The sequence below is a fragment of the Pseudomonas sp. W2Oct36 genome (genome assembly GCF_041060465.1).
Lineage (GTDB): Bacteria > Pseudomonadota > Gammaproteobacteria > Pseudomonadales > Pseudomonadaceae > Aquipseudomonas > Aquipseudomonas graminis_B.
This window is the reverse complement of record NZ_JAUERW010000013.1, coordinates 1-21,676: the sequence shown is the minus strand read 5'-3', so window position 1 is coordinate 21,676 and position 21,676 is coordinate 1. Positions and strand designations below refer to the sequence as shown.

The window sequence follows — 21,676 nt, the reverse complement described above, 5'->3', positions numbered from 1 at the left end:
AAGCCGGTCCTACAGACATATCGCGTGCACCAAATCGGGCTGCGTACTTCAATCCACCGCCAACACTCCCCTGCGCACTTGATCGCGCTCGATCGACTCAAATAGCGCCTTGAAATTGCCCTCGCCGAAGCCATCGTCGCCCTTGCGCTGGATGAATTCGAAGAACACCGGCCCCATCAGGGTTTCCGAGAAGATTTGCAGCAGCAGACGCTGACTGCCGCCTTCGGAGTTGCCGTCCAGCAGGATCCCCCGCGCTTTCAGCTCATGCTCGGGCTCGCCGTGGTTGGGCAGACGGCCTTCGAGCATTTCGTAGTAGGTGTCCGGCGGCGGGGTCATGAAGCGCATGCCCAGCGCCTTGAGCCGGTCCCAGGTGTCGATCAGGTTTTCGGTGAAGAACGCGACGTGCTGAATCCCCTCGCCATTGAACTTCATCAAAAACTCTTCGATCTGCCCGGCGCCCTTTGAGGATTCCTCGTTCAGCGGGATGCGGATCATGCCGTCCGGCGCGGTCATCGCTTTCGAGGTCAGGCCGGTGTACTCGCCCTTGATGTCGAAATAGCGCAGCTCGCGGAAGTTGAACAGCTTCTCGTAGAAGTTCGCCCAATAGGCCATCCGCCCGCGATAGACGTTGTGGGTCAGGTGATCGATGAATTGCAGGCCGGCGCCCTTGGGGTGACGGTCGACGCCTTCGAGGTACATGAAGTCGATGTCGTAGATCGAGGTGCCTTCACCGAAACGGTCGATCAGGTACAACGGTGCGCCGCCAATGCCCTTGATTGCCGGCAGGCGAAGCTCCATCGGCCCGGTGCCGATTTCCACAGGCTGGGCGCCGAGTTCCAGCGCGCGCTTGTAGGCCAGTTGCGAATCCTTGACCCGGAAGGCCATGCCGCACACGGAAGGACCGTGCTCCGCAGCGAAGTAGGACGCTTCGCTGTTCGGCTCGTTGTTAAGGATGATGTTGATCGCGCCCTGACGGTAGAGCGACACGTTCTTGGAGCGGTGATGGGCGACTTTGGTGAAGCCCATGATCTGGAACACCGGCTCCAGCACGTTCGGGGTGGGCGAGGCGAATTCGATGAATTCAAAGCCCATCAGGCCCATCGGGTTTTCGTAGAGATCAGTCACGGTCTTGCTCCTGCTAAAGAGTGAGAGGCACAGCGGCTCGAATCACGATTCAGCGGGTGGCGCGCAGGAAATCCCCCGCACGCTGCGGGCGAGGAAGTCGCCGAAGATCAATTGCAGACCGAAGCTTTTCATGGGGGAAAGATTACTCCGGCTTGTCCGATTGCGCATCGGGATGGGCGGTCTGAAACGCCGGATGCTGCAACGCCAGCGCTTCGACCCGGCAAATGCGTGGATACGGAGTCATGTCCACGTTGAAGCGTCGCGCCGCATACACCTGAGGCAGCACATACACATCGGCCAGGCCAACCGCGCCAAAACAAAACTCGGCGTCGCCAATCAGGGCCTCCACTGCGGCGAAGCCTTCGCCGATCCAGTGGCCGATCCACGCCGTCACGTCCCCTTCGTCGTGGCCCATGCCGCGCAGGCGATTGAGCACCGCGACGTTGTGCAGCGGGTGGATGTCGCAGCCGATCAGGGCGGCGACCTGCCGATGGCGCGCACGGTCGAGCAGCGCGTCGGGGAGCAATGCAGGTTCAGGGGATAATTCTTCGAGGTATTCGATGATCGCCATGGACTGGATGATCACCTCGCCGTCGTCCAGCCTTAGAGAGGGGACGCGGCCCTGGGGGTTGATCGCCAGATAATCGGGCGTGTGGTGTTCGCCGCCGTCACGGATCAGGTTGACCGGCAGTGGGTTGAACGCGAGACCTTTCAGCGCCAGGGCAATGCGCACCCGGTAGCTCGAGGTCGATCGGTAGTAGGTGAAAAGATCCACGGGAATGGCCTGTTATTGTTGTTTTGGTTTTCACTACGGCGTAAGCGACTTACGCAATGCGTAAGCTGCGGCAATACGGGATGGGTGTCAAGCCAAGGTCCACACGCGTAAACCTCCCGCGTGGCTCAGGCCCAGCCCTCCAGTCGCAGGGTGGCGCGCACCAGCCGTTGCTCCTCGCTTTCGATCTCCCGCAGGTTGTCGCAGATGTTCTGGATATGCGCCACGGCCGCTTTGCGCGCCTGCTCAGGCAACCGCCCGGTCACGGCGTTATAAAGCCGAGCGTGATGGCGATCGATCTGCCGCTTCTGGGCGTCACGGTGATAAAGGTTGTTGACCGAGGCGAACACCGTGTTCAGCAGCAGATCCGTCAACGAGCGCAGGGTCTGCACCAGCACCGGGTTGTGTGACGCTTCGCAGATGGCCAGGTGAAACGCATGGTCGAGCCGCGCGTGTTCGGACGCGGGCAAGGGGTGATCGTGGCCAGCGACCAGTGCGTCGTAGGCGCGGGTGATCAGCACAAAATCCGCGTCAGTGCCGCGCAACGCCGCGAGCCGCGCAGACTCCCCTTCCAGCAGGCTTCGCACCTCGAACAGGTCATACAGCGTGCGCGGCTGGGAGGCGAACAAGTGCATCAGCGGCGAATTGGCGGTCAGCCCGAGCCCGCCCATTTGCGCGACGAACGAGCCCTTGCCCTGGCGGGTTTCGATGATGCCCCTGGCGCGCAGCAGCTGCAGGCCCTCGCGCAGGGCAGTGCGCGACACACCGAGCTTTTCGGTCAGCCGCCGTTCGGAAGGCAACAGCTGACCGACTTTGAGCACTCCATCGACAATCAGCCGCTCAATGCGCTCGCTGACCACATCGGCGACCTGCTGCGGGCGTTGGGCTTGAGTGGTTTGCATGGTTCGGACTTCCTTGAGTGCTTTAAAAGACTAGGCCAGACACACTGAGCACTGGTATGACCACGGGCAACCCTAAAAATGACGAATACCGCGCGCCGAGCTATCTCACTGATAAAAAAGGCAATTGGCCGAAAATTTCATCACCTCTCTTCAATAAACTGGTTCGACCACCGCTGCACCCGGTAGACACTAAGCCCCGCTGAGCCAATGATGCAAGCCAGCCATTCACGTTCCGTCACGGAACGGGCCTCCAATAAAAACAAGACAGGGTTGCGAACCCATCATGAATATCCTGTACGACGAACGCGTCGACGGCGTTCTGCCGGTCATCGACAAACAACAGCTGCTGCACGCGCTGCAATCCCGCCTGCCTGATCTGGACATCCTCCACCGCGAGGAAGAACTGCGCCCCTACGAATGCGACGGCCTCTCCGCCTACCGCACGACACCGATGCTGGTGGTGCTGCCCCAGCGCATCGAGCAGGTGCAGACGCTGCTGAAGGTCTGCCACGAGCGCGGCGTGCCGGTGGTGGCGCGCGGTGCTGGAACCGGACTGTCCGGCGGTGCCCTGCCCTTGGAAAAAGGCGTGCTGCTGGTGATGGCGCGCTTCAATAAAATCCTGCACATCGACCCCGCCGGGCGCTATGCCCGCGTGCAGCCCGGCGTGCGCAATCTGGCCATCTCCCAGGCCGCCGCGCCCTACGACCTCTATTACGCGCCTGATCCCTCTTCGCAAATTGCCTGCTCCATCGGCGGCAACGTCGCGGAAAACGCCGGCGGCGTGCATTGCCTGAAATACGGCCTGACCGTGCACAACCTGCTCAAGGTCGACATCCTCACGGTCGAGGGCGAGCACATGGTGCTGGGCTCCGACGCGCTGGATTCACCGGGCTTCGACTTGCTAGCGCTGTTCACCGGTTCCGAAGGCATGCTCGGCGTGATCACCGAAGTCACCGTCAAACTGCTGCCCAAACCCCAGGTGGCGCGGGTGCTGCTGGCCGCCTTTGACTCGGTGGAAAAAGCCGGGCGCGCAGTGGGTGACATCATCGCCGAAGGCATCATCCCCGGCGGCCTGGAAATGATGGACAACCTCGCTATTCGCGCCGCTGAAGACTTCATCCACGCCGGCTACCCGGTCGACGCCGAGGCCATCCTGCTGTGCGAACTCGATGGCGTGGAAGCTGACGTTCACGCCGATTGCGACCGGGTTCGCGCCGTGCTGGAAAACGCCGGCGCCACCGAGATTCGCCAGGCAAAGGACGAAGCCGAACGTGTGCGTTTCTGGGCCGGGCGCAAGAACGCTTTCCCGGCAGTCGGTCGGCTGTCGCCGGATTACTACTGCATGGACGGCACCATCCCGCGTCGGGAATTGCCCGGCGTGTTGAAGGGGATTTCCGCACTGTCGGAAGAATACGGCCTGCGCGTCGCCAACGTTTTCCACGCCGGCGACGGCAATATGCACCCGCTGATCCTCTTCGATGCCAACCAACCCGGTGAACTGGACCGCGCCGAAGCATTGGGCGGAAAGATTCTGGAGCTGTGCGTGAAGGTCGGCGGCAGCATCACCGGCGAACACGGCGTGGGCCGCGAGAAGATCAATCAGATGTGCGCGCAATTCAACAGTGACGAGCTGACGTTGTTTCACGCCGTAAAAGCCGCGTTCGATCCGGCCGGCACCCTCAACCCCGGCAAGAACATCCCCACCCTGCACCGCTGCGCCGAATTCGGTGCCATGCACGTGCACATGGGCAAGCTGCCCTTCCCTGAACTGGAGCGTTTCTGATGGATGCCCAACGTCAGCCAGCCTTCGTGGCCCAGGAGCGCGATGCCAGCGACACACTGCTGGAACAGGTCAATCAGGCGATTCAGTCCGCCCTGCCGCTGCGCATTCAAGGCGCCAACAGCAAGGTATTCCTGGGTCGTGAGGTGGCCGGTGACGTGCTCGATACGCGCATCCACAGTGGCATCGTCACCTACGACCCAACCGAACTGGTGATCACCGCCCGCGCCGGCACGCCGTTGTCGGTGCTGAATGCCGCGCTGGAAGACGCCGGTCAGATGCTGCCCTGCGAGCCACCCAGCTACAGCGATGGCGGCGCAGGTGATGGAACCGTCGGCGGCATGGTCGCCGCAGGCTTGTCCGGGCCACGCCGTCCATGGTCAGGCTCGGTGCGGGATTTCGTCCTTGGCACGCGGGTGATCACAGGTCTCGGCAAGCATTTGCGTTTCGGTGGCGAGGTGATGAAAAACGTCGCCGGTTACGATCTGTCACGCTTGATGGCGGGCAGTTTTGGCTGTCTGGGCCTGATCACCGAAGTCTCGTTGAAAGTCCTGCCCAAGCCGCGACTGTGCACCAGCATTGCGCTGGAAATGGACAGCGCCACCGCCCTCGCCCGCCTGGCGCAATGGGGTCAGGAACCCTTGCCGATCAGCGCCGCCAGCCATGACGGCCGCGTGCTGCGCTTGCGTCTTGAAGGCGGCGAAGGTTCGGTCGCGGCGGCCCATGAACGCCTGGGCGGCGAATCCATCGACCCGGCTTATTGGCGCGCGCTCAACGAACACCGCCTGGAGTTCTTCACCGATGGGCGGCCGCTGTGGCGCCTGTCATTGCCCGTCAGCACGGCGGCGCTGGACCTGCCGGGGGATCAATTGATCGACTGGGCCGGTGCGCAACGCTGGTTGAAATCCGACGCCAGCGGCAGCGAGATTCGGCGGATCGTCAGCGCTGCAGGTGGTCACGCCACCTGCTTCAGCCACGGCGTCGACGACAGCCCTTTTCAGCCGTTGGCCACGCCCTTGCTGCGCTACCACCGCCAGCTCAAGGCGCAACTTGATCCGCACGGAGTTTTCAATCCGGGCCGAATGTACGCGGAGATCTGAACCATGCAGACGACCCTGAGCGAACACGCCAAGAGCCTGCCCCGTGGCGAGGAAGCGGAAAGCATTTTGCGCAGCTGCGTGCACTGCGGTTTCTGCAACGCCACCTGCCCGACCTATCAGTTGCTCGGGGATGAGCTGGATGGACCGCGCGGGCGCATTTACCTGATCAAGCAAGTGCTGGAAGGCAAGGAAGTCACCGAGAAAACCCAGTTGCACCTAGATCGTTGCCTGTCCTGCCGCAACTGTGAAACCACCTGCCCCTCCGGCGTCGATTACCACAACCTGCTGGACATCGGCCGGGAGGTGGTCGACGCCGCCGTGCCGCGCCCCCTCGGCCAGCGCCTGCTGCGGGACAGCCTGCGGGCCGTGGTGCCAAACGCCGGCATGTTCAAATCCCTGACCCAGTTGGGCAATTCCTTCAGGCCGCTGCTGCCCGGCGCATTGAAGACCAAGCTGCCGGGCAACATCCGCCCCGCCATGCCCCGGCCGACCCGGCAGCACGCGCGGCAGATGCTCATCCTCGAAGGCTGCGTGCAACCCGGCTTGTCGCCCAACACCAACGCCGCCACCGCAAGGGTGCTCGACCGACTGGGCATCAGCGTCACATCCATTGCCCAGGCCGGTTGTTGCGGCGCCGTGGATTACCACTTGAATGCGCAGGAACAAGGCTTGCAGCGCGCACGGCGGAACATCGATGCGTGGTGGCCAAGCATTCAGGCCGGTGCCGAGGCCATCGTGCAGACCGCCAGCGGTTGCGGCGCCTTCGTCAAGGATTACGGCCACCTGCTGCGCAATGACCCGGCTTACGCGCAAAAAGCGGCGGCCATCAGCGAACGCACCTTGGACCTGGTTGAGGTGCTGCGCGCCGAACCCCTTGAACAGCTCGGCGGTTGCACGCGCCAGACCCTGGCGTTCCATTGCCCGTGTACGCTGCAGCATGCGCAGAAACTCGGCGGCGCCGTTGAGTCGGTGTTGACCCGATTGGGCTTCAACCTCACACCGGTGCCCGACAGTCACTTATGCTGCGGCTCGGCCGGCACCTATTCGGTGACTCAGCCAGTGCTGGCGAAACAGCTGCGTGACAACAAAATGAACGCGCTGGAAAGCGGCAACCCGGACGTGATCGCGACGGCCAACATTGGCTGTCAGACGCACTTGGCCAGCGCCAACCGCACGCCGGTCAAACACTGGATCGAACTCATCGAGGACGCCTTGCCTCCAAGTTGATTGCAGGCGCCCTGGCTCCGTATCAGACGCACACTCATGACACCCTTTGCCTTCAGGAGAACTGCATGAAAACCAAATCCGTACTGACCCAGACCGAAGTCACCCAGATCCTCGCCGCGGCACGCACCGAGGCGCAGAACAACGGCTGGGCCGTGTCCATCGCCGTGACGGACGACGGTGGTCACCTGCTGGGCTTCGAGCGCCTGGACGGCTGCGCGCCGATTGGCGGCTACATCGCCATCGAAAAAGCGCGCACCTCGGCGTTGGGTCGTCGTGAATCCAAGGGGTATGAGGAAATGGTCAACGGCGGACGTACCGCCTTCGTCACCGCACCACTGCTGACGTCGCTGGAAGGCGGCGTGCCGGTGATCATCGACGGAGAGACCATCGGCGCGGTAGGGGTGTCCGGCGTCAAAGCCGACCAGGATGCGCAAGTGGCCAAGGCAGGGGTGGCGGCGGTGAGCGCGCAATAACGCCCGCCGCGACCGCCTGCCGCAACGCTGCAAACCCAATTCATGATGGAGACCGAGATGACCGAGTTCGTCAATTGCCACAACCTTAAAGTGGCGGCCAACCTCAAGCGCTTTGTCGACGAGGAAGTGATTCCCGGGACAGGCCTGACCCCGGAGCTGTTCTGGGCCGATTTCGACTCGCTGGTCCACGACCTCGCCCCGGTCAACCGCGAACTGCTGAAAGAGCGCGACCGCCTACAGGCTCAGCTGGATAAGTGGCACAAATCCAACCCCGGCCCGGTCAACGACATGCCGGCATACATCGCCTTCCTCGACAGCATCAGCTACCTCAAGCAGGTACCGGCGCAGGTCCAGGTGTCCACCAACAAGGTGGATATCGAAGTCAGCGAACAGGCTGGCCCGCAATTGGTGGTGCCCGCTGCCAACGCCCGTTACGCCCTTAATGCCGCCAATGCGCGCTGGGGTTCGCTGTACGACGCGCTGTACGGCACCGATACCATTTCCTCGGCGAACGGCGCCGAGATCAAAGCCGGTTACAACCCGCTGCGGGGCGAGAAAGTCATCGCCTTCGCCCGCGCCCTGCTCGATGAAGCCGCGCCCTTGGCCACCGGTTCCCACGTCGGCGCGAAGGCCTACGCGGTCGACAGCGGCGAATTGCTGGTCACCCTCGCCGACGGCAGCCCGTCGCGCCTTGCCCAGCCCGAGAAATACGTCGGCTATCAGGGCGAGCCGCGCCAGCCGAATGCGATCCTGCTGAAGAACAACGGCTTGCACATCGAAATCCAGATCGACCCGGCCAGCCCCATCGGCGCCACTGACCCGGCCGGGATCAAGGACCTGCTGCTGGAAGCTGCGCTGTCGACCATCATCGACTGCGAAGACTCGGTCGCCGCGGTCGATGCCGACGACAAGCTGGTGATCTACCGCAACTGGCTGGGCCTGATGAAAGGCGACCTGACCGAAGCGCTGGTCAAGAACGGCAAGACCATCACCCGTCGCCTGAACGCCGACCGCCAGTACACGGCCGCCGACGGCAGCGCGATCACCCTGCACGGGCGCTCGCTGCTGTTCATCCGCAACGTTGGCCACCTGATGACCAACCCGGCGATCCTCTACGACGGCAACAAGGAAATCCCCGAAGGCATTCTCGACGGCGTCATCACCAGCCTGATCGCCTTGCACGACTTGCATAACCGCACCAACTCCCGCGCCGGCAGCGTCTACATCGTCAAACCGAAGATGCAGGGCCCGGACGAAGTGGCGTTCGCCAACACGCTGTTCAGCCGCATCGAAGACGCGCTGAAGATCCCGCGCAATACCCTGAAGATGGGGATCATGGACGAGGAGCGGCGCACCAGCGTCAACCTCAAGGCGTGCATCGAAGCGGCATCGTCGCGGGTGGCATTCATCAACACCGGCTTCCTCGACCGCACTGGCGACGAGATGCACAGCTCGATGGAAGCCGGGCCGATGCTGCGCAAGGGCGACATGAAAGCCACGCCGTGGATCAAGGCCTATGAGCAGAGCAACGTGCTGGTGGGCTTGGCTTGCGGGTTGCGCGGCCGTGCGCAGATCGGCAAAGGCATGTGGGCGATGCCGGACCTGATGGCCGACATGCTCGAGCAGAAGATCGCGCACCCGAAATCCGGCGCGACCACGGCGTGGGTGCCCTCGCCGACCGCCGCGACCCTGCACGCACTGCATTACCACACGGTGGACGTGAAAGCGGTGCAGCAGGAGCTGGAACAGGTCGATCTCGACAGCATCAGCGAAGACATTCTGCTGGATCTGCTGAGCATTCCGGTGGTCGAGAAGGCGGAGTGGAACGAGGATCAGATTCGCGAGGAAGTTGAAAACAACGCCCAAGGGCTGCTGGGTTATGTGGTGCGCTGGGTGGAGCAAGGCGTCGGCTGTTCGAAGGTGCCGGACATCCACAACGTCGGCCTGATGGAAGACCGCGCGACGCTGCGTATTTCCAGCCAGCACATCGCCAACTGGCTGCGCCACGGCGTGGTCTCCGAGGACTACGTGAAAGATGCATTGAAACGTATGGCGAAGGTGGTCGACCGGCAAAACGCCGGTGACTCGGCCTACACGCCAATGGCCGGCAATTTCGAGAAGTCAGTGGCCTTCCAGGCCGCCAGCGCGCTGGTGTTCAAAGGCCGCGAACAGCCGAGCGGCTACACCGAACCGCTGCTGCATGAGTTCCGCCTCGCATTCAAGAAGGAGCATTGATCCAAGGGTGCGAGCGAGCTACGTGCTCTCCCGCACCACCAGTTCAAACCCCAGATCCACCTGTGCCTCTTGAACCGTGCCGTCCAGCAAGCCGAGCAGTAACTGCGCGGCGCGCTGGCCGACCTGTTCGCGCGGGGTGCGGATGGAGGTCAGGCGCGGCACCATGTGCGCCGAGCCCGGCAGGTCGTTGAAGCCGATCAGCGACACCTGCTCCGGAATACGAATGCCCCGCCGCAGGGCTTCCAGCGATGCGCCCTGGGCCAGGTCGTCATTGCAGAAAAACACCCCGTCGACGTCCGGATGCGTTTCCATCAAACGGGCGAACAACTCACTCCCCAAACCGATGGACGACGGCAGCGGCGACGCCAATTGCAGCGCTTCGTCATACAGCCCTTCCTGCTCCAGCGCGCCGCGAAAACCGACGCCCCGTTGAATCACCCGTGGATCCAGCTGTGCCGACACATACGCCAGCCGCCGCCGGCCGCGGCTCAACAGATGCCGCGCCGCCTCGGCACCCGCCTGTTGCTGGGAAAACCCCACGCAGGGCTCGGCACGGGTCGGGTCCAGCTCCATCATGTGCACGCAGGGCACGCCACTGGACGCCAGCAACTGCTGCGCCGCCACGCTGCGGTCAAAGCCGGTCAGAAGAATACCGCGCGGCCGGTGGGACAGATGACTGCGCAGCAGGTTCTCTTCTTCTATAGGCGAGTAGTGATAATTACCGATCACCACTTCCAGCCCGCGCGGGCGCAGAACCGTTTGAATCGCTTCAAGGGTTTCGATGAACAACTGGTTGGACAGCGACGGCACCAGCACCACCACCGACTGACTGTGCGAAGACGCCAGCGCCCGGGCGGCAGGATTGGTGACATAGCCTAGACTCAGCGCAGCAGCGCGGACTTTTTCCACCAGCTCCGGCGCCACAGTGGCCACGCCACGCAAGGCCCGGGACGCGGTAATCGGCGAGACGGCGGCCAGTTTGGCGACTTCGTTGAGGGTGGGACGACCGGTGGAGCGGGAACCAATACGTGTCATGCGTTGCCAACTGATTGGAAGAAAGCTGCGGGGGTTGCGATTGTGTGGGATGGGCTCTAAGGTAGCGCTATCTCACGGAGGCCCGCAACTTTTCGATCGATTCCACGACCGGGTTTTGCATCTCATGGATCAGCGAGATACCCATAACAATGACTACACCTGGAAACAGTCTCGCCGGACTTGCACACCATTCGGCGAAGACAGCGCTGTCTCCGGGACGAGGTTTTTATGACTACTGCTCCACATGCTATTTCCGCCATCGTGGTAATGGGTGTTTCCGGCTGCGGCAAGAGCGCCGTCGGCGAGGCCATCGCTAAAAACAGCGGCGGCCGCCTGATCGAGGGTGATGCGTTCCATCCTCAAGCCAACATCGACAAGATGAGCGCGGGCCATCCCCTTGACGACAACGATCGCGCCGGCTGGCTGACCCGCCTCGGCGAAGAAGTTGCCGCCGCTGTAAAGAAGGGCGAAAAGCCCGTCCTGACCTGCTCCTCCCTCAAGCTTATCTACCGTGAACGTCTGCGCGCAGCCGTGCCGGAGCTGGGCTTCGTGTTTCTGGAGCTGACCAAAGAACTCGCCACCGAACGCTGCTCCCATCGCCCGGGCCACTTCATGCCGGCCAGTCTGGTCGACAGCCAGTTCGCGACCCTCGAGCCTCCGTATAACGAGGACCGCACACTGGTGGTGGACGCGACCCAATCGATCGAGACCATTGGTAAGGAAGCGGCCACATGGTGGAGCGAGTCTGGCTCCGAGGCTCAAACCCCATCTGTCACCGCGCGCACCGGCTCTTGATCCTCGATCAGGCGTGAGCGGCAAAGGTAGCGCTGTCTCTGATGACGCTGCCCTTGCTTCACAGGGCAGAGAGCGACAGCGTCAAGCAGCAGCTCCAAAAAAACAAAATACAACGGAGAGACACCCCCATGTTCGGTATGACTCAAGACACGTATCTGCTGGTCGATGCGTTGGTGACCATCATTGGCCTTGTGCTTCTGATCACCAAGTTCAAAGTCCACCCCTTTATTGCATTGACCATCGCTGCCGGTTTTCTCGGGCTGACCTCCGGGATGCCGGTCGACAAAGTGATGAAATCGTTCCAGGACGGTTTCGGCGGCGTGCTGGGTTTCGTCGGCATCATCCTCGGCCTGGGCACCATGCTCGGCAAGCTGATGGCCGACTCCGGCGGTGCTGACCAGATCGCCCAGACGCTGATCCGTCGCTTCGGCAAGGACCGCGTGCACTGGGCCATGATGTTTTCGGCGTTTCTGGTGGGCATCCCGCTGTTCTTCGAAATCGGCTTCGTGCTGCTGATCCCGCTGGTGTTCATCGTTGCCCGTCGCAGCGGCGTGTCCATCGTCAAGATCGGTATCCCGTTGCTGGCCGGTCTGTCGGCCGTCCACGGTCTGGTGCCGCCGCACCCGGGTCCGTTGCTGGCGATCGGCATCTTCAACGCAGACATCGGCAAGACCATTTTCTACGGTCTGATCGTCGCGTTCCCGACCGCCATCATCGCCGGCCCGATCTACGGTAAATGGATTGCCAAGCGCATTCCGGGCAACCCGTCGAAAGAGCTGATGGACCAGATTGCCAAGGAATCGACCAACGACAACCTGCCAAGCTTTGCCATCACGCTGGTGACCATCCTGCTGCCGGTGTTCCTGATGCTGCTCAAGACGTTTGCCGACGTTGCGCTGCCAGCCGGTCACATCTTCCGCATCTGGATGGACTTCATCGGTCACCCGATCGCTGCTCTCCTGTTCGCCCTGCTGCTGGCGTTCTACACCTTCGGTTCGGCCCGTGGCTTCAGCCGCGATCACATCATCAAGCTGCTCGACCAGAGCCTCGCGCCAGTGGCCGCGATCGTACTGATCGTCGGCGCCGGCGGTGGCTTCAAGCAGATGCTGGTGGACAGTGGCGTCGGTAACCTGATCGGCCACATGGCCGTGCAGGTGCAGATCTCGCCGATTCTGCTGGCGTGGCTGGTGGCTGCAGTGATCCGTATCGCCACCGGTTCCGCGACCGTTGCCACCATCACCGGTGCCGGGATCGTCGCGCCGGTGGTTGGCATGATCCCGGGGGTGAACCGCGAACTGCTGGTTCTGGCAACCGGTGCCGGTTCGCTGATTCTGTCCCACGTGAACGATGCGGGTTTCTGGCTGGTCAAGCAGTACTTCAACATGACCGTGGCTGAAACCCTGAAAACCTGGACCGTGATGGAAACCATCCTGTCGGTGGTGGGCATCATCCTGATCATGCTGCTGTCGCTGGTCGTCTGATGCATTGATCGCGGCATATTGACGCGGCCATGCCCCCCTGTTGCATCCATGCCCACCCCCGCGGTGGGCATGTTATTTCAGCCCCCCCTCGCCCCCTTCCGCTCCTATCCCGATGTCGACGTCCGAGTCTTCAGGTCTGATAAACCGGGGCTTGATACAAAACCGTTCACACATCCCCTCATCAATTCGATTAAAGTTACGGCGTTTTGCCGGTACTCATTTCGGAAGTCTCCTACACTCCGTTCAGAGAACTCGTACGGGGCAATTTAATGAAAATTTCATCACGGCCCGCATGAGTTCTTTGCAATAAAGGCTAAAGGAGTGTGGAATAGGCGCCGCGCGGAATCCGGCTATCAAACGATGGCCGATTTGCACGGGAATTTACCGCCAGTATCAGGCAAGATTCCCCTGCCGTTCGACCCAGGAGCGGCGCTAACTGTGACAAGACGATGAACCTGGGGAATTAAAATCGTACCAATGGCGTCATACTGATGAACGCATTTGGATGCAATCGGCAATCACCACCACCCAAAGGCTCACGCCAGCCTCCCGGTAGAGGCGCTTCATGAGGCCATCAAGGAAAAGATTATGTTGATACTCACCCGCAAAGTCGGCGAAAGCATAAACATTGGTGACGACATCACCGTTACCATTCTGGGCGTTCAGGGTCTCCAAGTCCGTCTTGGCATCAACGCTCCGAAAGATGTTTCAGTGCACCGCGAAGAAATCTACAAGCGCATCAAGGCCGAGGCTGCACCCGACCAGGATCCGCAATAAACCCTCCGGTTTATGCTTATTCGATTACTGTCAGCGGCCACCCGGTGCTGACAGATCGGCGACGGCGACTGACCAGACGCCGTTTTTTTTCGTCTAAACTTTGGATCCATCGAAGTCGCCCACGCCGATAACTAAGCGCGAGCGAACACACAGATCCAGCGTATTGGGCGATGCACTTCCAGATGCCGCGACAAGTTGTCAGGCATCCGGAATCGCCAACTAAAAACGGCCGACCTCCATAAGAGATCGGCCGTTTTAGTTGCTGAGTCGTTTGACCCGATCAGCCCGAGGTATTCAGGTGGCTGGCGATGGTGTCTTTGGCCTGCAGCCTTTTTTCCTTGAGCTTCTTCAACTCATCGTCGGGAATATCGCCCGCCTCTTCGGCGCTGACAATATGGATGTCCAGCTCATTGTAGTGCTCGACCAGGGCATTGAGCTTCGCGTCGGTGCCCTTGCGCTTGGCGAGCTCGTCTTTGGTGATGCTCAGGTCCGCGTACAAATCGTGCTTAACCGGCATGGGATGCCTCTCCTCTGATGACTGACGTAGGAATGTTGAGGGTAGCCCAGCCTAAAGGTTCGGCGTTTTTGTCGATGTGAATAACGCGTTTTGACATGCACGATCCTGCGCAACGGGCTACGGTGTCTCTCCAGCCCTTTTATGCCACTTCAAGGATCGACCATGACCTCACCGTTTTCCCGCTCTCTCCTCGCCAGCGCGCTGGCCTTCGGTATCGCCTTCTCCGCGGTAGCGCCTGCCTTTGCCGAGCCCAATAAACAGGTTCAGGCGGATGCCGAGCAATCCAAGGACGACGCGCTGAAGCTGCTGGAACAATTGGTCAATATCGATACGGGCTCCGGCTACGAGCCGGGACTGACCCAAGTGCGTGACATCGTCGTCGCCCAGCTCAAGGCGCTCGGTGCGACCATCGAGATGATCCCCAACACCGCGCCGGACAAGAGCCAGCATGTGGCCGCGACGCTAAAAGGGAGCGGCAAGGCGAAGATACTGCTGATGGCGCACATGGACACCGTGTTCAAGGAAGGTTCCGCCGCCGCCCGCCCCTTCCACATCAAGGACGGCCGTGCGTACGGGCCAGGGGTGATGGACGACAAGGGCGGCATCGTTGCCGGCCTTTACGCGCTGAAGATTCTGAAGAAGCTCGACTTCAAGGACTACGCGCAGATTACCTTCCTGCTGGACGCCAGCGAGGAGACCGGTTCCGCCGCCGCCACCGCGCTGATTCAGAAGGTCGCCAAACAGCACGATGTGACCCTGAACCTGGAGCCGGGGCGCCCCGCCGACGGTCTGGTGATCTGGCGCAAAGGCAGCGCCACCGCAGTGGTTGAGGTAAAAGGCAAAGCGTCCCACGCCGGCGTCGCGCCGGAACTGGGGCGCAACGCGGCCATGGAGGTGGCGCATCAGATTCTGCAACTGGGCAAGCTGGGCGACACCGAGAAGAAGACCACGATCAATTTCACCGTGCTCAACGCCGGCGATCGCACCAACGTCATCCCCGATCAGGCCACCGCCAAGGCCGATGTGCGCGCCGCCGTGCCGGAAGAGTTCGACCGCATCGAGAAGGATCTGGCGCGGGTGTCGGCTGACAAGCTGATCCCGGACACCCAAGTGACCACCCGCCTGGAGCGCGGTTTGCCACCCATGCCGCAGACGCCGGAAACCGACAAGCTGGTTGATATCGCCCAGGGTATCTACGGCGAGATCGGCCGCAAACTGACCATCGAAGGCAGCGGCGGCGCGGCCGATGCGAGCCTCTCGGCCGGGGTCGGCGTGCCAACCCTGGATGGCTTCGGCATCGTTGGCGGCAATATTCACACGCCCGAGGAATACGCGGAAGTCGACAGCGTGTCGCCGCGCATCTACCTGCTGACGCGGATGATCATGGAGCTGGCGACGCACACTCCGGGCAAGTGACCGACGCCTGGTCGCCTCTGGGGCAAAAAAAATCCCGGGCTGCCTAACCAAAGGAGCGCCGGGATGCAGATGTTGCAATGTGCCTCAGGATTGCGCGTTGATCAGCACGGGCCAGAGGAACGGCAAACGTTCTTCGCTGCGACTGGACACCCACCGTGGCGCCGCAGCGACCGGCTGCAGTGCCGGGGTCTGCAAGCGGGTCAGGACCGAATCGATCACCACGCCGCTGGCGTCGTGATGGAACTGCCAGACCCCATAGATGCGGCCGTCAAACGATGCTTCGCTGCCTAATCGCGGATCAACCCCCAGCCCGGCCCCCAGGCCGAACAGGTGCAGGCCGTGCAGGCGCTGACCGCTGGCGTCGAGCGGGCAACCCGTTGGATCTGAATCCAGCCCGCCCTTGACCTCCATCAGCGTGATGGCCTCACCACCGGCATGACTCAAGGCTGGCAGCAACGGCTGATAGCCCGTGCACTGCACGACGATGTCGGCTTCCGCCAGCGCCAGACGGGCGCGCTCGAACTGATCGGTCGGACCCTGATGGGTTTGCAGCAGCTGCACGCGTACGCCGGTCTTGCCGATCTGGCCTTTGGACAAGGCTTCACGCCCCACGTCCAGCGCCCGATAGCGCAAGCCGCCTGACCGGTTGACCCGCCCCGACACCGGGCAGACATCCCTGACCGCATCGAACACATAGCCTGCATCCAGCGCGGCCTGAGCGGTTTCGTAAAACAGGCGGATCGGCGAACGGTGGACCAGCGTGACCTCCTCCAGACCGGCAAACTCCAGCGCGTCGGCCAGGTTTTCCAGCACCGAGAACGCACTGTGGGAACCACCCACGACGCACACCCGGCCCTTGGCCGCCAGCGTCTTCGCGAAGAGGTGGCGCAGTTGCACGGCGTTCATTCTCAGCAGCGCATCGGCGCTCTCGATCTGCGCCGAGGGCGGCACCGCGAGGCCTTGATCTGCCAGGCTGTCGAGGAGATGCTGCGGGTCCTGCCAACCCCCCAGATTGAGGACGACTGCACGGCTGCGAATTCGCTGACTGCGGCCATCGGACTCGACCCACACCTGATAGTCATCGCCGTCGCGCACGATCTCGGTGATCGTCGTGCTGCTCCATAACTTCACGCCGTACCGCTCGACGATAAAGTCGAGCACCAGCTTCGAGGCTTCCGCCAGCAGTTCGGCGACGTCCGCCAATTGCGGCGCACTTTGCGCCTGACGACGGATGCGCCAATAAGCGGGCGAATGTTCGAGGGGTTCGAATACATCACGCAAAGCCGGGTCGCGCAGGCAATCCAGGAACACATCGCCCACCGAGTTGGCGGTGATCCGGTAATCGCCCAAACGACCCGTGCCCGGCGTGGGACTCGCGTCGACAATGATTAAACCTTCCTTGGCCAGTTCTGGCATGGCGCCACTTTTCAATGCGTTGAAAAGCAGTCCCATTCCCGCAGGTCCGGCACCCCCTACTACGCAACCGCAAACGGTTTCCAGATGATCTCCTTGCATAACTGTCACTCCACGCTGGGTCGTTACCGTATCGCCACGTGCGTTATAAACCGCCGCACTTGCGTGCGCGTTCAACCGCTATCGCTGAGGCGATGTCTGGACTTTAAAGTTGAAAAATAAAGGCGCTGTTATTGAACTACTGCACTCGGCAGGCATGACAACCGCGGTGATTTGCGTCACGTTTGCGGCTCTGGAAGGTCGGACGATCAATGCGCTGTCGATCAATCGGCGCAGGCTCTGACACGCTGCTTGCCGGGTGGCGGGGCCTTTTCCGAGCCTGCCCGGGTGCCTACTCTTTACGCTGCTCTTTTCAAGGTTTCTTCAGGGACGCTACCGCCAACTCGTCGCGCGTCTGCAAAGATTAATCCCAAAAAGAGAAGTGTCGACGCTTGCACTAAGTGCAGATCATCAGACTTGAAAACGTAAAGTGATGGTTGCAAATAACCGGCAACGTGTCAATTTTCCGAAAAAACGTACTGTCCGACAATATAGATACACAAACCATTGTTTTATATAGATTTTTTAAATATGACGCCATTATTCCGTCGCACAAGCAGGCGCCCATGGATTTATAAAATAAGAGCCTTTCGCAATTCAATTTCAGATCGCAGGTCGTTGACGGATATAAGCGGCTTTCTTCGCAACATGCGTCGTGCTTTTAGTGTCACGCTTCGCTTGTACTGTCCTATAACCGTTTAAGTGCCGTCGTGTTTATTGACGTCAGAATTATCGACCCCGGTAATTACCATCACTCTCCCGAAAAGCACGGGCACGCACTGGCGTATCGGATGAATGGAGAACTATCGTCAGCAGCGATGAGAACTATTCCGGCCTGCCATGCCTCCATTGTCATGCTTGAACACTTTCCAATGGACAGAGAGAGGTGACCTTATGAATGCTGACAAAACCCGTCGGTCCAGCATCGCCGAAATTGATTATTCGCGGGACACGCTGTTTGGGCCTATTCCCATGCAGGCAACCTGCCGAGTGCGGCTTACGACCATAGAACACGACGGCCACCGCCTGCGCGAGCTGACGATCATCGGTGACGTGCCGGACTATCTGCCCAAGTCAGCCGTCATCCGCGTTGCAATGGATGGCCGCATCGAAGCAGGGCCTGTTCGCGAGCACTATGCGGTTCAAGACAACGGCGAAGAGCAGTTCAAACTGCTCTTCGAAAATGAGCACCGTCGCCGGATGCATTGAGAAAGGTGGGGCCTACTGCGTGCTGTTATGCACGTGGATCGCCTGAGCGATGCCCGTTGGCTTGCTGGACTGCGGATCAGGTGTCGTGAGGGCTGCAGGGCCAAGGGGCGAAGACGGCGCGCTAAAGAGCAGGGCCGCTGCTGAAGCCGACGCCTGTTCAGGCGCGGCGGAATCGGCGCTCGCAGCCTGATCCGGCAAAATGGCGGCGCCGTAGCGCAGGCCTTCCACCTGAGGTTTGACTTCCAGCACAGGCTCCGGTGGCAGGAGCTGTTGCCGTTCCAGGGAAGTCATGGGCGGTCGGAAGCTGGCATTTCGCATCTCCAGCTGCTCCAGCATCGTGACGATCGTCACCGCGCCTACCACCACAATGCCCAGCAGGCCGCCGACGCCGATCATGACCTTGCGCCGACGGCGCAAGGGTGCCGCAGGTCTCTGCTCTTGTACTGCCTCGATCTCGGGTTGCGCCTGCGCCATGCAAATCCTCAATATCCCGCCTGGCCTCTCAGGGCCGATGCTCACCAACATAAGGCCGAACGGCGATTATTGCTAGAGCCCTGCGCTCAGCTCGCCAGGGCATGGGGGTAATGCCTGGCCTTTGCGAGCTCGGCCTGAAGCGCCCGGATCAGCGCGCACAAGGCGTGGCTGTTATCGAGTGAGTCCAAGGCAATATTGGAAGCGAACAGTTCGACGTGCTCGGTCGCGGGGTCGATGACTTCAACCGTCATCAGGTCCCCCAATACGGTGCAGTGACACCGCAGGGGCAGAAACGCGCTTTCTATAATGCTGCGCAGTTCCAGGTTAGAGAGCGTACAGGCAATCATCGTCAATCCTCCACAGGCAGGACTGGTTGATGCGTTCAGCCGCTCGCCCGACTATCAATACCCATTCCACGAAGGTGGAGAAGTTTCCCGTACCCCGTCCGCCATCCGGCAATCAGGGATATTCACCTTATACGCCGCGCCCCAAAGTGAGGCAAACAGCTGCCTGCCACCCGCAAATGGCTGCGCACGAGCCAAGTTGCTCGAGGAAAAACGATTCACCGGATTGGAAACATCGCGGCTCATCGCTTAATTGGCGAAATAATGGGATTTGTCGACCGGCAGGGAGCGAAGGTTGTGCTCATCCGTTCGTCGGGCAGCCGTGAGGCGCCCGACGACTGGCGTCATTAAGATGTCTGTGGGTCAGCTTCGAGGCAACTTCAGATGGATAAGAGCCACGCGCGCGCCTCGCTTGTCCAGGCGCTCTTCAATGGCGAAAGGCTTGAAACCGAGCTTGGGGTAGAAGAGCAGTCCGGGGACGTTATGGTTGAAGCAGGAGGCGGTCAGCTCCGCCGCTTCGTGTTTGCCGAACGCCAACTCCATCATGCAGCCGATCATGTAGCGGCCAACGCCTTTTGAGCGAAAGCGCGGATCGATGATGACGTTGCCCATGGAACAACGGCCTCTGAAATCGTATCGGGAGAAGTTGGCGAATCCGACTACTTGGCCGTCCAATTCGATGACGGTGTTGTCCGAACGCTGCGCGATGGATTCATTGAGCTGCTCCGGTGTCAGCGGGAACACCGCCTTTGGAAACATATAGAAGAGCTCATCAATGCTCTGGGGCATGTCGCAGATAAAAGGGACGTCTTTTTCTTCCAGGGGGCGATGGACAAACATGCTGGGTTACCTCTCGAAGAAACAGGAGCCGTGGGCGGACTATGGCTGTCAACCTGCGGGGCTGATGTTATGAGACAACGTCCACACATAAATGTGCCGGAATGTTGCGCGTTGACGGAATTCGTCGCAAAGGATTGTCGCAAACCTTTGACAGGCATGGAAATCCATTGACCGGGCAGAACGCATCCGTCGCTTTATCGGGTTCATGCATTTTGCACGAACACATCAAAATCCCTATTCCACAAGCAATTGATTTTATTGGTTTTTTTTAAGAAGCGGTCGCTGGCACAGGCAGTGCACCGTAATGGGGAGAAGCACAACATCATTCGCACGGAGCAGCACAATGAACGTCTCACCTGATTCTTATCCTGCCGCTGTAGAAGAATCCTCCTCGGTCTCAGGCGTGTCCTGGGGGGCCATCTTCGCTGGTGCCGCCGGCGCCGCCGCGCTGTCCTTAATTCTGGTCCTGCTGGGATCGGGCCTCGGTTTCTCGGCGATGTCGCCTTGGGCCAACGAAGGTGCCAGCGCGAAGACCATCGGTATTTCCACGGTCGTCTGGCTCGCACTGACGCAGATCGTGGCCTCCGGTCTTGGCGGTTACCTCGCCGGCCGCCTGCGCGTCAAATGGGCCAACATGCACGGTGACGAAGTTTACTTCCGTGATACTGCGCACGGTTTCCTGTCGTGGGCTGTGGCGACGCTGGTCGCTGCCGCGTTGATCGTCGGTTCGGTCAGCGGCATCGTTGGCAGCGGCGTGAAAGCCGGCGCTACCGCGGTTGCCGGTGTTGCAGGTACTGCCGCCACCGCGGCCGGTTCTGCAGCGGGCAATACCAGCAGCGATCAGTATGGCTATTACATCGATTCGCTGTTCCGCGATGATCGCCCTGCCGCCGTCAGCGATGATGCTGCCCACGGTGTCGTAGTACGTATCTTCACCAAAACCATGGCCAACGATGGTCAGCTGGCGCCGGAAGACCGTACTTATCTGGCACAGCTGGTCGCTCAGCGTACCAACATGAGTCAGGCCGATGCCCAGGCGCGGGTTGATCAGGTTTATGGTCAGGCCAAGCAGGCCGTGGCTGATGCCAAGCTGAAAGCTCAACAGGCTGCCGACGCTGCCGCGAAGGCTGCTGCAACCGCTGCGCTGTGGACTTTCGTTTCGCTGCTGTGCGGTGCGTTCGTCGCGAGCCTTGCTGCCATCTGGGGTGGTCGTCGTCGTGATGCGGTGACGTATGTCGAAACCCGTGCTTATTCCAATACTTCCAGCATTCGCTGATTAAGGAGAGTCATCATGCGTTCACTACTTCTGTGGTTCCTCGGCATTCCAATCCCGATCATTATTTTGATTGCACTGTTTGTGCATTGATTGAGTGATTGATTAAAGGTCCGCGCTGTTCTCCCCGAGGCAGCGCGGATTTTTTTGGTCTGCCCGAAAGTGGGTCTGTCAGTTTTAGAGATCAAGAGCGTCTGCCTAAGGGCAGACTGTTTCGCCTTCGGCGACTTACTTTTGAAAAGCACCAAAAGTAAGCAAAAGTGCCTGCTCTTGGTTTGGCCCCTCGTTCCTCGGGGTTCCCTCACTCCGACGACGCTCCGTGGGCCCGCGCCGAACGGACATCCATGTCCTAGCGGCGCTCTCGCGGCATCCATGCCGCTCGGCCCACT

General features: G+C 60.9%; 20 protein-coding genes. 11 read left to right on the top strand and 9 right to left on the bottom strand.

Features of this window, described 5'->3' with window-relative positions:
- Positions 1 to 48: 48 nt before the first annotated feature.
- The 3 genes from hppD to glcC all read right to left on the bottom strand — a co-directional run bounded on the left by hppD (position 49) and on the right by glcC (position 2,799).
- On the bottom strand, positions 49 to 1,125 hold the full coding sequence (gene hppD, locus QWI18_RS17185; RefSeq protein WP_369319356.1) for a 4-hydroxyphenylpyruvate dioxygenase: 1,077 nt from the start codon (positions 1,123 to 1,125) through the stop codon (positions 49 to 51).
- 142 nt (positions 1,126 to 1,267) lie between these two features.
- Positions 1,268 to 1,900 (bottom strand): maleylacetoacetate isomerase, encoded by a 633-nt coding sequence (maiA, locus tag QWI18_RS17180; protein WP_369319355.1) that lies wholly within the window; start codon positions 1,898 to 1,900, stop codon positions 1,268 to 1,270.
- 125 nt (positions 1,901 to 2,025) lie between these two features.
- Positions 2,026 to 2,799, bottom strand: coding sequence for a transcriptional regulator GlcC (gene glcC / locus QWI18_RS17175; RefSeq protein WP_192134293.1), 774 nt, complete (start codon positions 2,797 to 2,799; stop codon positions 2,026 to 2,028).
- A gap of 283 nt (positions 2,800 to 3,082) precedes the next feature.
- On the opposite strand from glcC, the gene glcD reads away from it, so the two are divergent.
- The 5 genes from glcD to QWI18_RS17150 all read left to right on the top strand — a co-directional run bounded on the left by glcD (position 3,083) and on the right by QWI18_RS17150 (position 9,614).
- On the top strand, positions 3,083 to 4,582 hold the full coding sequence (gene glcD, locus QWI18_RS17170; protein WP_192134295.1) for a glycolate oxidase subunit GlcD: 1,500 nt from the start codon (positions 3,083 to 3,085) through the stop codon (positions 4,580 to 4,582).
- On the top strand, positions 4,582 to 5,679 hold the full coding sequence (gene glcE, locus QWI18_RS17165) for a glycolate oxidase subunit GlcE (protein ID WP_369319354.1): 1,098 nt from the start codon (positions 4,582 to 4,584) through the stop codon (positions 5,677 to 5,679). The genes glcD and glcE overlap by 1 nt, the downstream gene beginning before the upstream one ends.
- A gap of 3 nt (positions 5,680 to 5,682) precedes the next feature.
- Positions 5,683 to 6,906, top strand: a complete 1,224-nt coding sequence (gene glcF / locus QWI18_RS17160; protein WP_369319353.1) for a glycolate oxidase subunit GlcF — start codon at positions 5,683 to 5,685, stop codon at positions 6,904 to 6,906.
- 65 nt (positions 6,907 to 6,971) lie between these two features.
- A complete protein-coding gene (locus QWI18_RS17155) occupies positions 6,972 to 7,379 on the top strand; it encodes a heme-binding protein (protein WP_065989530.1) in 408 nt (135 codons plus the stop codon).
- 57 nt (positions 7,380 to 7,436) lie between these two features.
- Positions 7,437 to 9,614 carry a malate synthase G gene (locus tag QWI18_RS17150; protein ID WP_369319352.1) on the top strand — a complete coding sequence of 726 codons (2,178 nt, stop codon included), beginning with the start codon at positions 7,437 to 7,439 and terminating at the stop codon, positions 9,612 to 9,614.
- Positions 9,615 to 9,632: 18 nt separating this feature from the next.
- Here the strand turns inward: QWI18_RS17150 and QWI18_RS17145 are convergent, their stop codons facing one another.
- Positions 9,633 to 10,649, bottom strand: a complete 1,017-nt coding sequence (locus QWI18_RS17145; RefSeq protein ID WP_065989526.1) for a LacI family DNA-binding transcriptional regulator — start codon at positions 10,647 to 10,649, stop codon at positions 9,633 to 9,635.
- Between the two features lie 267 nt (positions 10,650 to 10,916).
- Between QWI18_RS17145 and QWI18_RS17140 the strand changes: the two genes are divergently transcribed.
- From QWI18_RS17140 to csrA, 3 genes are all read left to right on the top strand, one after another.
- On the top strand, positions 10,917 to 11,444 hold the full coding sequence (locus QWI18_RS17140) for a gluconokinase (RefSeq protein WP_369319398.1): 528 nt from the start codon (positions 10,917 to 10,919) through the stop codon (positions 11,442 to 11,444).
- Between the two features lie 128 nt (positions 11,445 to 11,572).
- Positions 11,573 to 12,925, top strand: a complete 1,353-nt coding sequence (locus QWI18_RS17135; RefSeq protein WP_369319351.1) for a GntP family permease — start codon at positions 11,573 to 11,575, stop codon at positions 12,923 to 12,925.
- 588 nt (positions 12,926 to 13,513) lie between these two features.
- Positions 13,514 to 13,702, top strand: a complete 189-nt coding sequence (gene csrA / locus QWI18_RS17130; protein WP_065989520.1) for a carbon storage regulator CsrA — start codon at positions 13,514 to 13,516, stop codon at positions 13,700 to 13,702.
- Between the two features lie 280 nt (positions 13,703 to 13,982).
- Here the strand turns inward: csrA and QWI18_RS17125 are convergent, their stop codons facing one another.
- On the bottom strand, positions 13,983 to 14,219 hold the full coding sequence (locus QWI18_RS17125; protein ID WP_065989518.1) for a DUF465 domain-containing protein: 237 nt from the start codon (positions 14,217 to 14,219) through the stop codon (positions 13,983 to 13,985).
- A 162-nt stretch (positions 14,220 to 14,381) separates the two neighbouring features.
- Here QWI18_RS17125 and QWI18_RS17120 point away from each other — a divergent pair, with 162 nt between their 5' ends.
- Positions 14,382 to 15,635 carry a M20/M25/M40 family metallo-hydrolase gene (locus tag QWI18_RS17120; protein ID WP_369319350.1) on the top strand — a complete coding sequence of 418 codons (1,254 nt, stop codon included), beginning with the start codon at positions 14,382 to 14,384 and terminating at the stop codon, positions 15,633 to 15,635.
- Between the two features lie 84 nt (positions 15,636 to 15,719).
- Here the strand turns inward: QWI18_RS17120 and QWI18_RS17115 are convergent, their stop codons facing one another.
- The gene (locus tag QWI18_RS17115; protein ID WP_369319349.1) at positions 15,720 to 17,150 is read right to left on the bottom strand and encodes a pyridine nucleotide-disulfide oxidoreductase; all 1,431 of its coding nucleotides are present in this window, start codon (positions 17,148 to 17,150) and stop codon (positions 15,720 to 15,722) included.
- 891 nt (positions 17,151 to 18,041) lie between these two features.
- Here QWI18_RS17115 and QWI18_RS17110 point away from each other — a divergent pair.
- Positions 18,042 to 18,356 carry a hypothetical protein gene (locus QWI18_RS17110; RefSeq protein WP_065989512.1) on the top strand — a complete coding sequence of 105 codons (315 nt, stop codon included), beginning with the start codon at positions 18,042 to 18,044 and terminating at the stop codon, positions 18,354 to 18,356.
- A 12-nt stretch (positions 18,357 to 18,368) separates the two neighbouring features.
- On the opposite strand, the gene QWI18_RS17105 is transcribed toward QWI18_RS17110, so the two are convergent.
- From QWI18_RS17105 to QWI18_RS17095, 3 genes are all read right to left on the bottom strand, one after another.
- On the bottom strand, positions 18,369 to 18,830 hold the full coding sequence (locus QWI18_RS17105; protein WP_369319348.1) for a hypothetical protein: 462 nt from the start codon (positions 18,828 to 18,830) through the stop codon (positions 18,369 to 18,371).
- Between the two features lie 86 nt (positions 18,831 to 18,916).
- The gene (locus QWI18_RS17100) at positions 18,917 to 19,177 is read right to left on the bottom strand and encodes a DUF1652 domain-containing protein (protein ID WP_296313613.1); all 261 of its coding nucleotides are present in this window, start codon (positions 19,175 to 19,177) and stop codon (positions 18,917 to 18,919) included.
- 360 nt (positions 19,178 to 19,537) lie between these two features.
- A complete protein-coding gene (locus QWI18_RS17095) occupies positions 19,538 to 20,014 on the bottom strand; it encodes a GNAT family N-acetyltransferase (protein ID WP_065989503.1) in 477 nt (158 codons plus the stop codon).
- A gap of 343 nt (positions 20,015 to 20,357) precedes the next feature.
- Here QWI18_RS17095 and QWI18_RS17090 point away from each other — a divergent pair, with 343 nt between their 5' ends.
- On the top strand, positions 20,358 to 21,290 hold the full coding sequence (locus tag QWI18_RS17090; protein WP_192134314.1) for a hypothetical protein: 933 nt from the start codon (positions 20,358 to 20,360) through the stop codon (positions 21,288 to 21,290).
- The last annotated feature ends 386 nt before the right edge of the window (positions 21,291 to 21,676 follow it).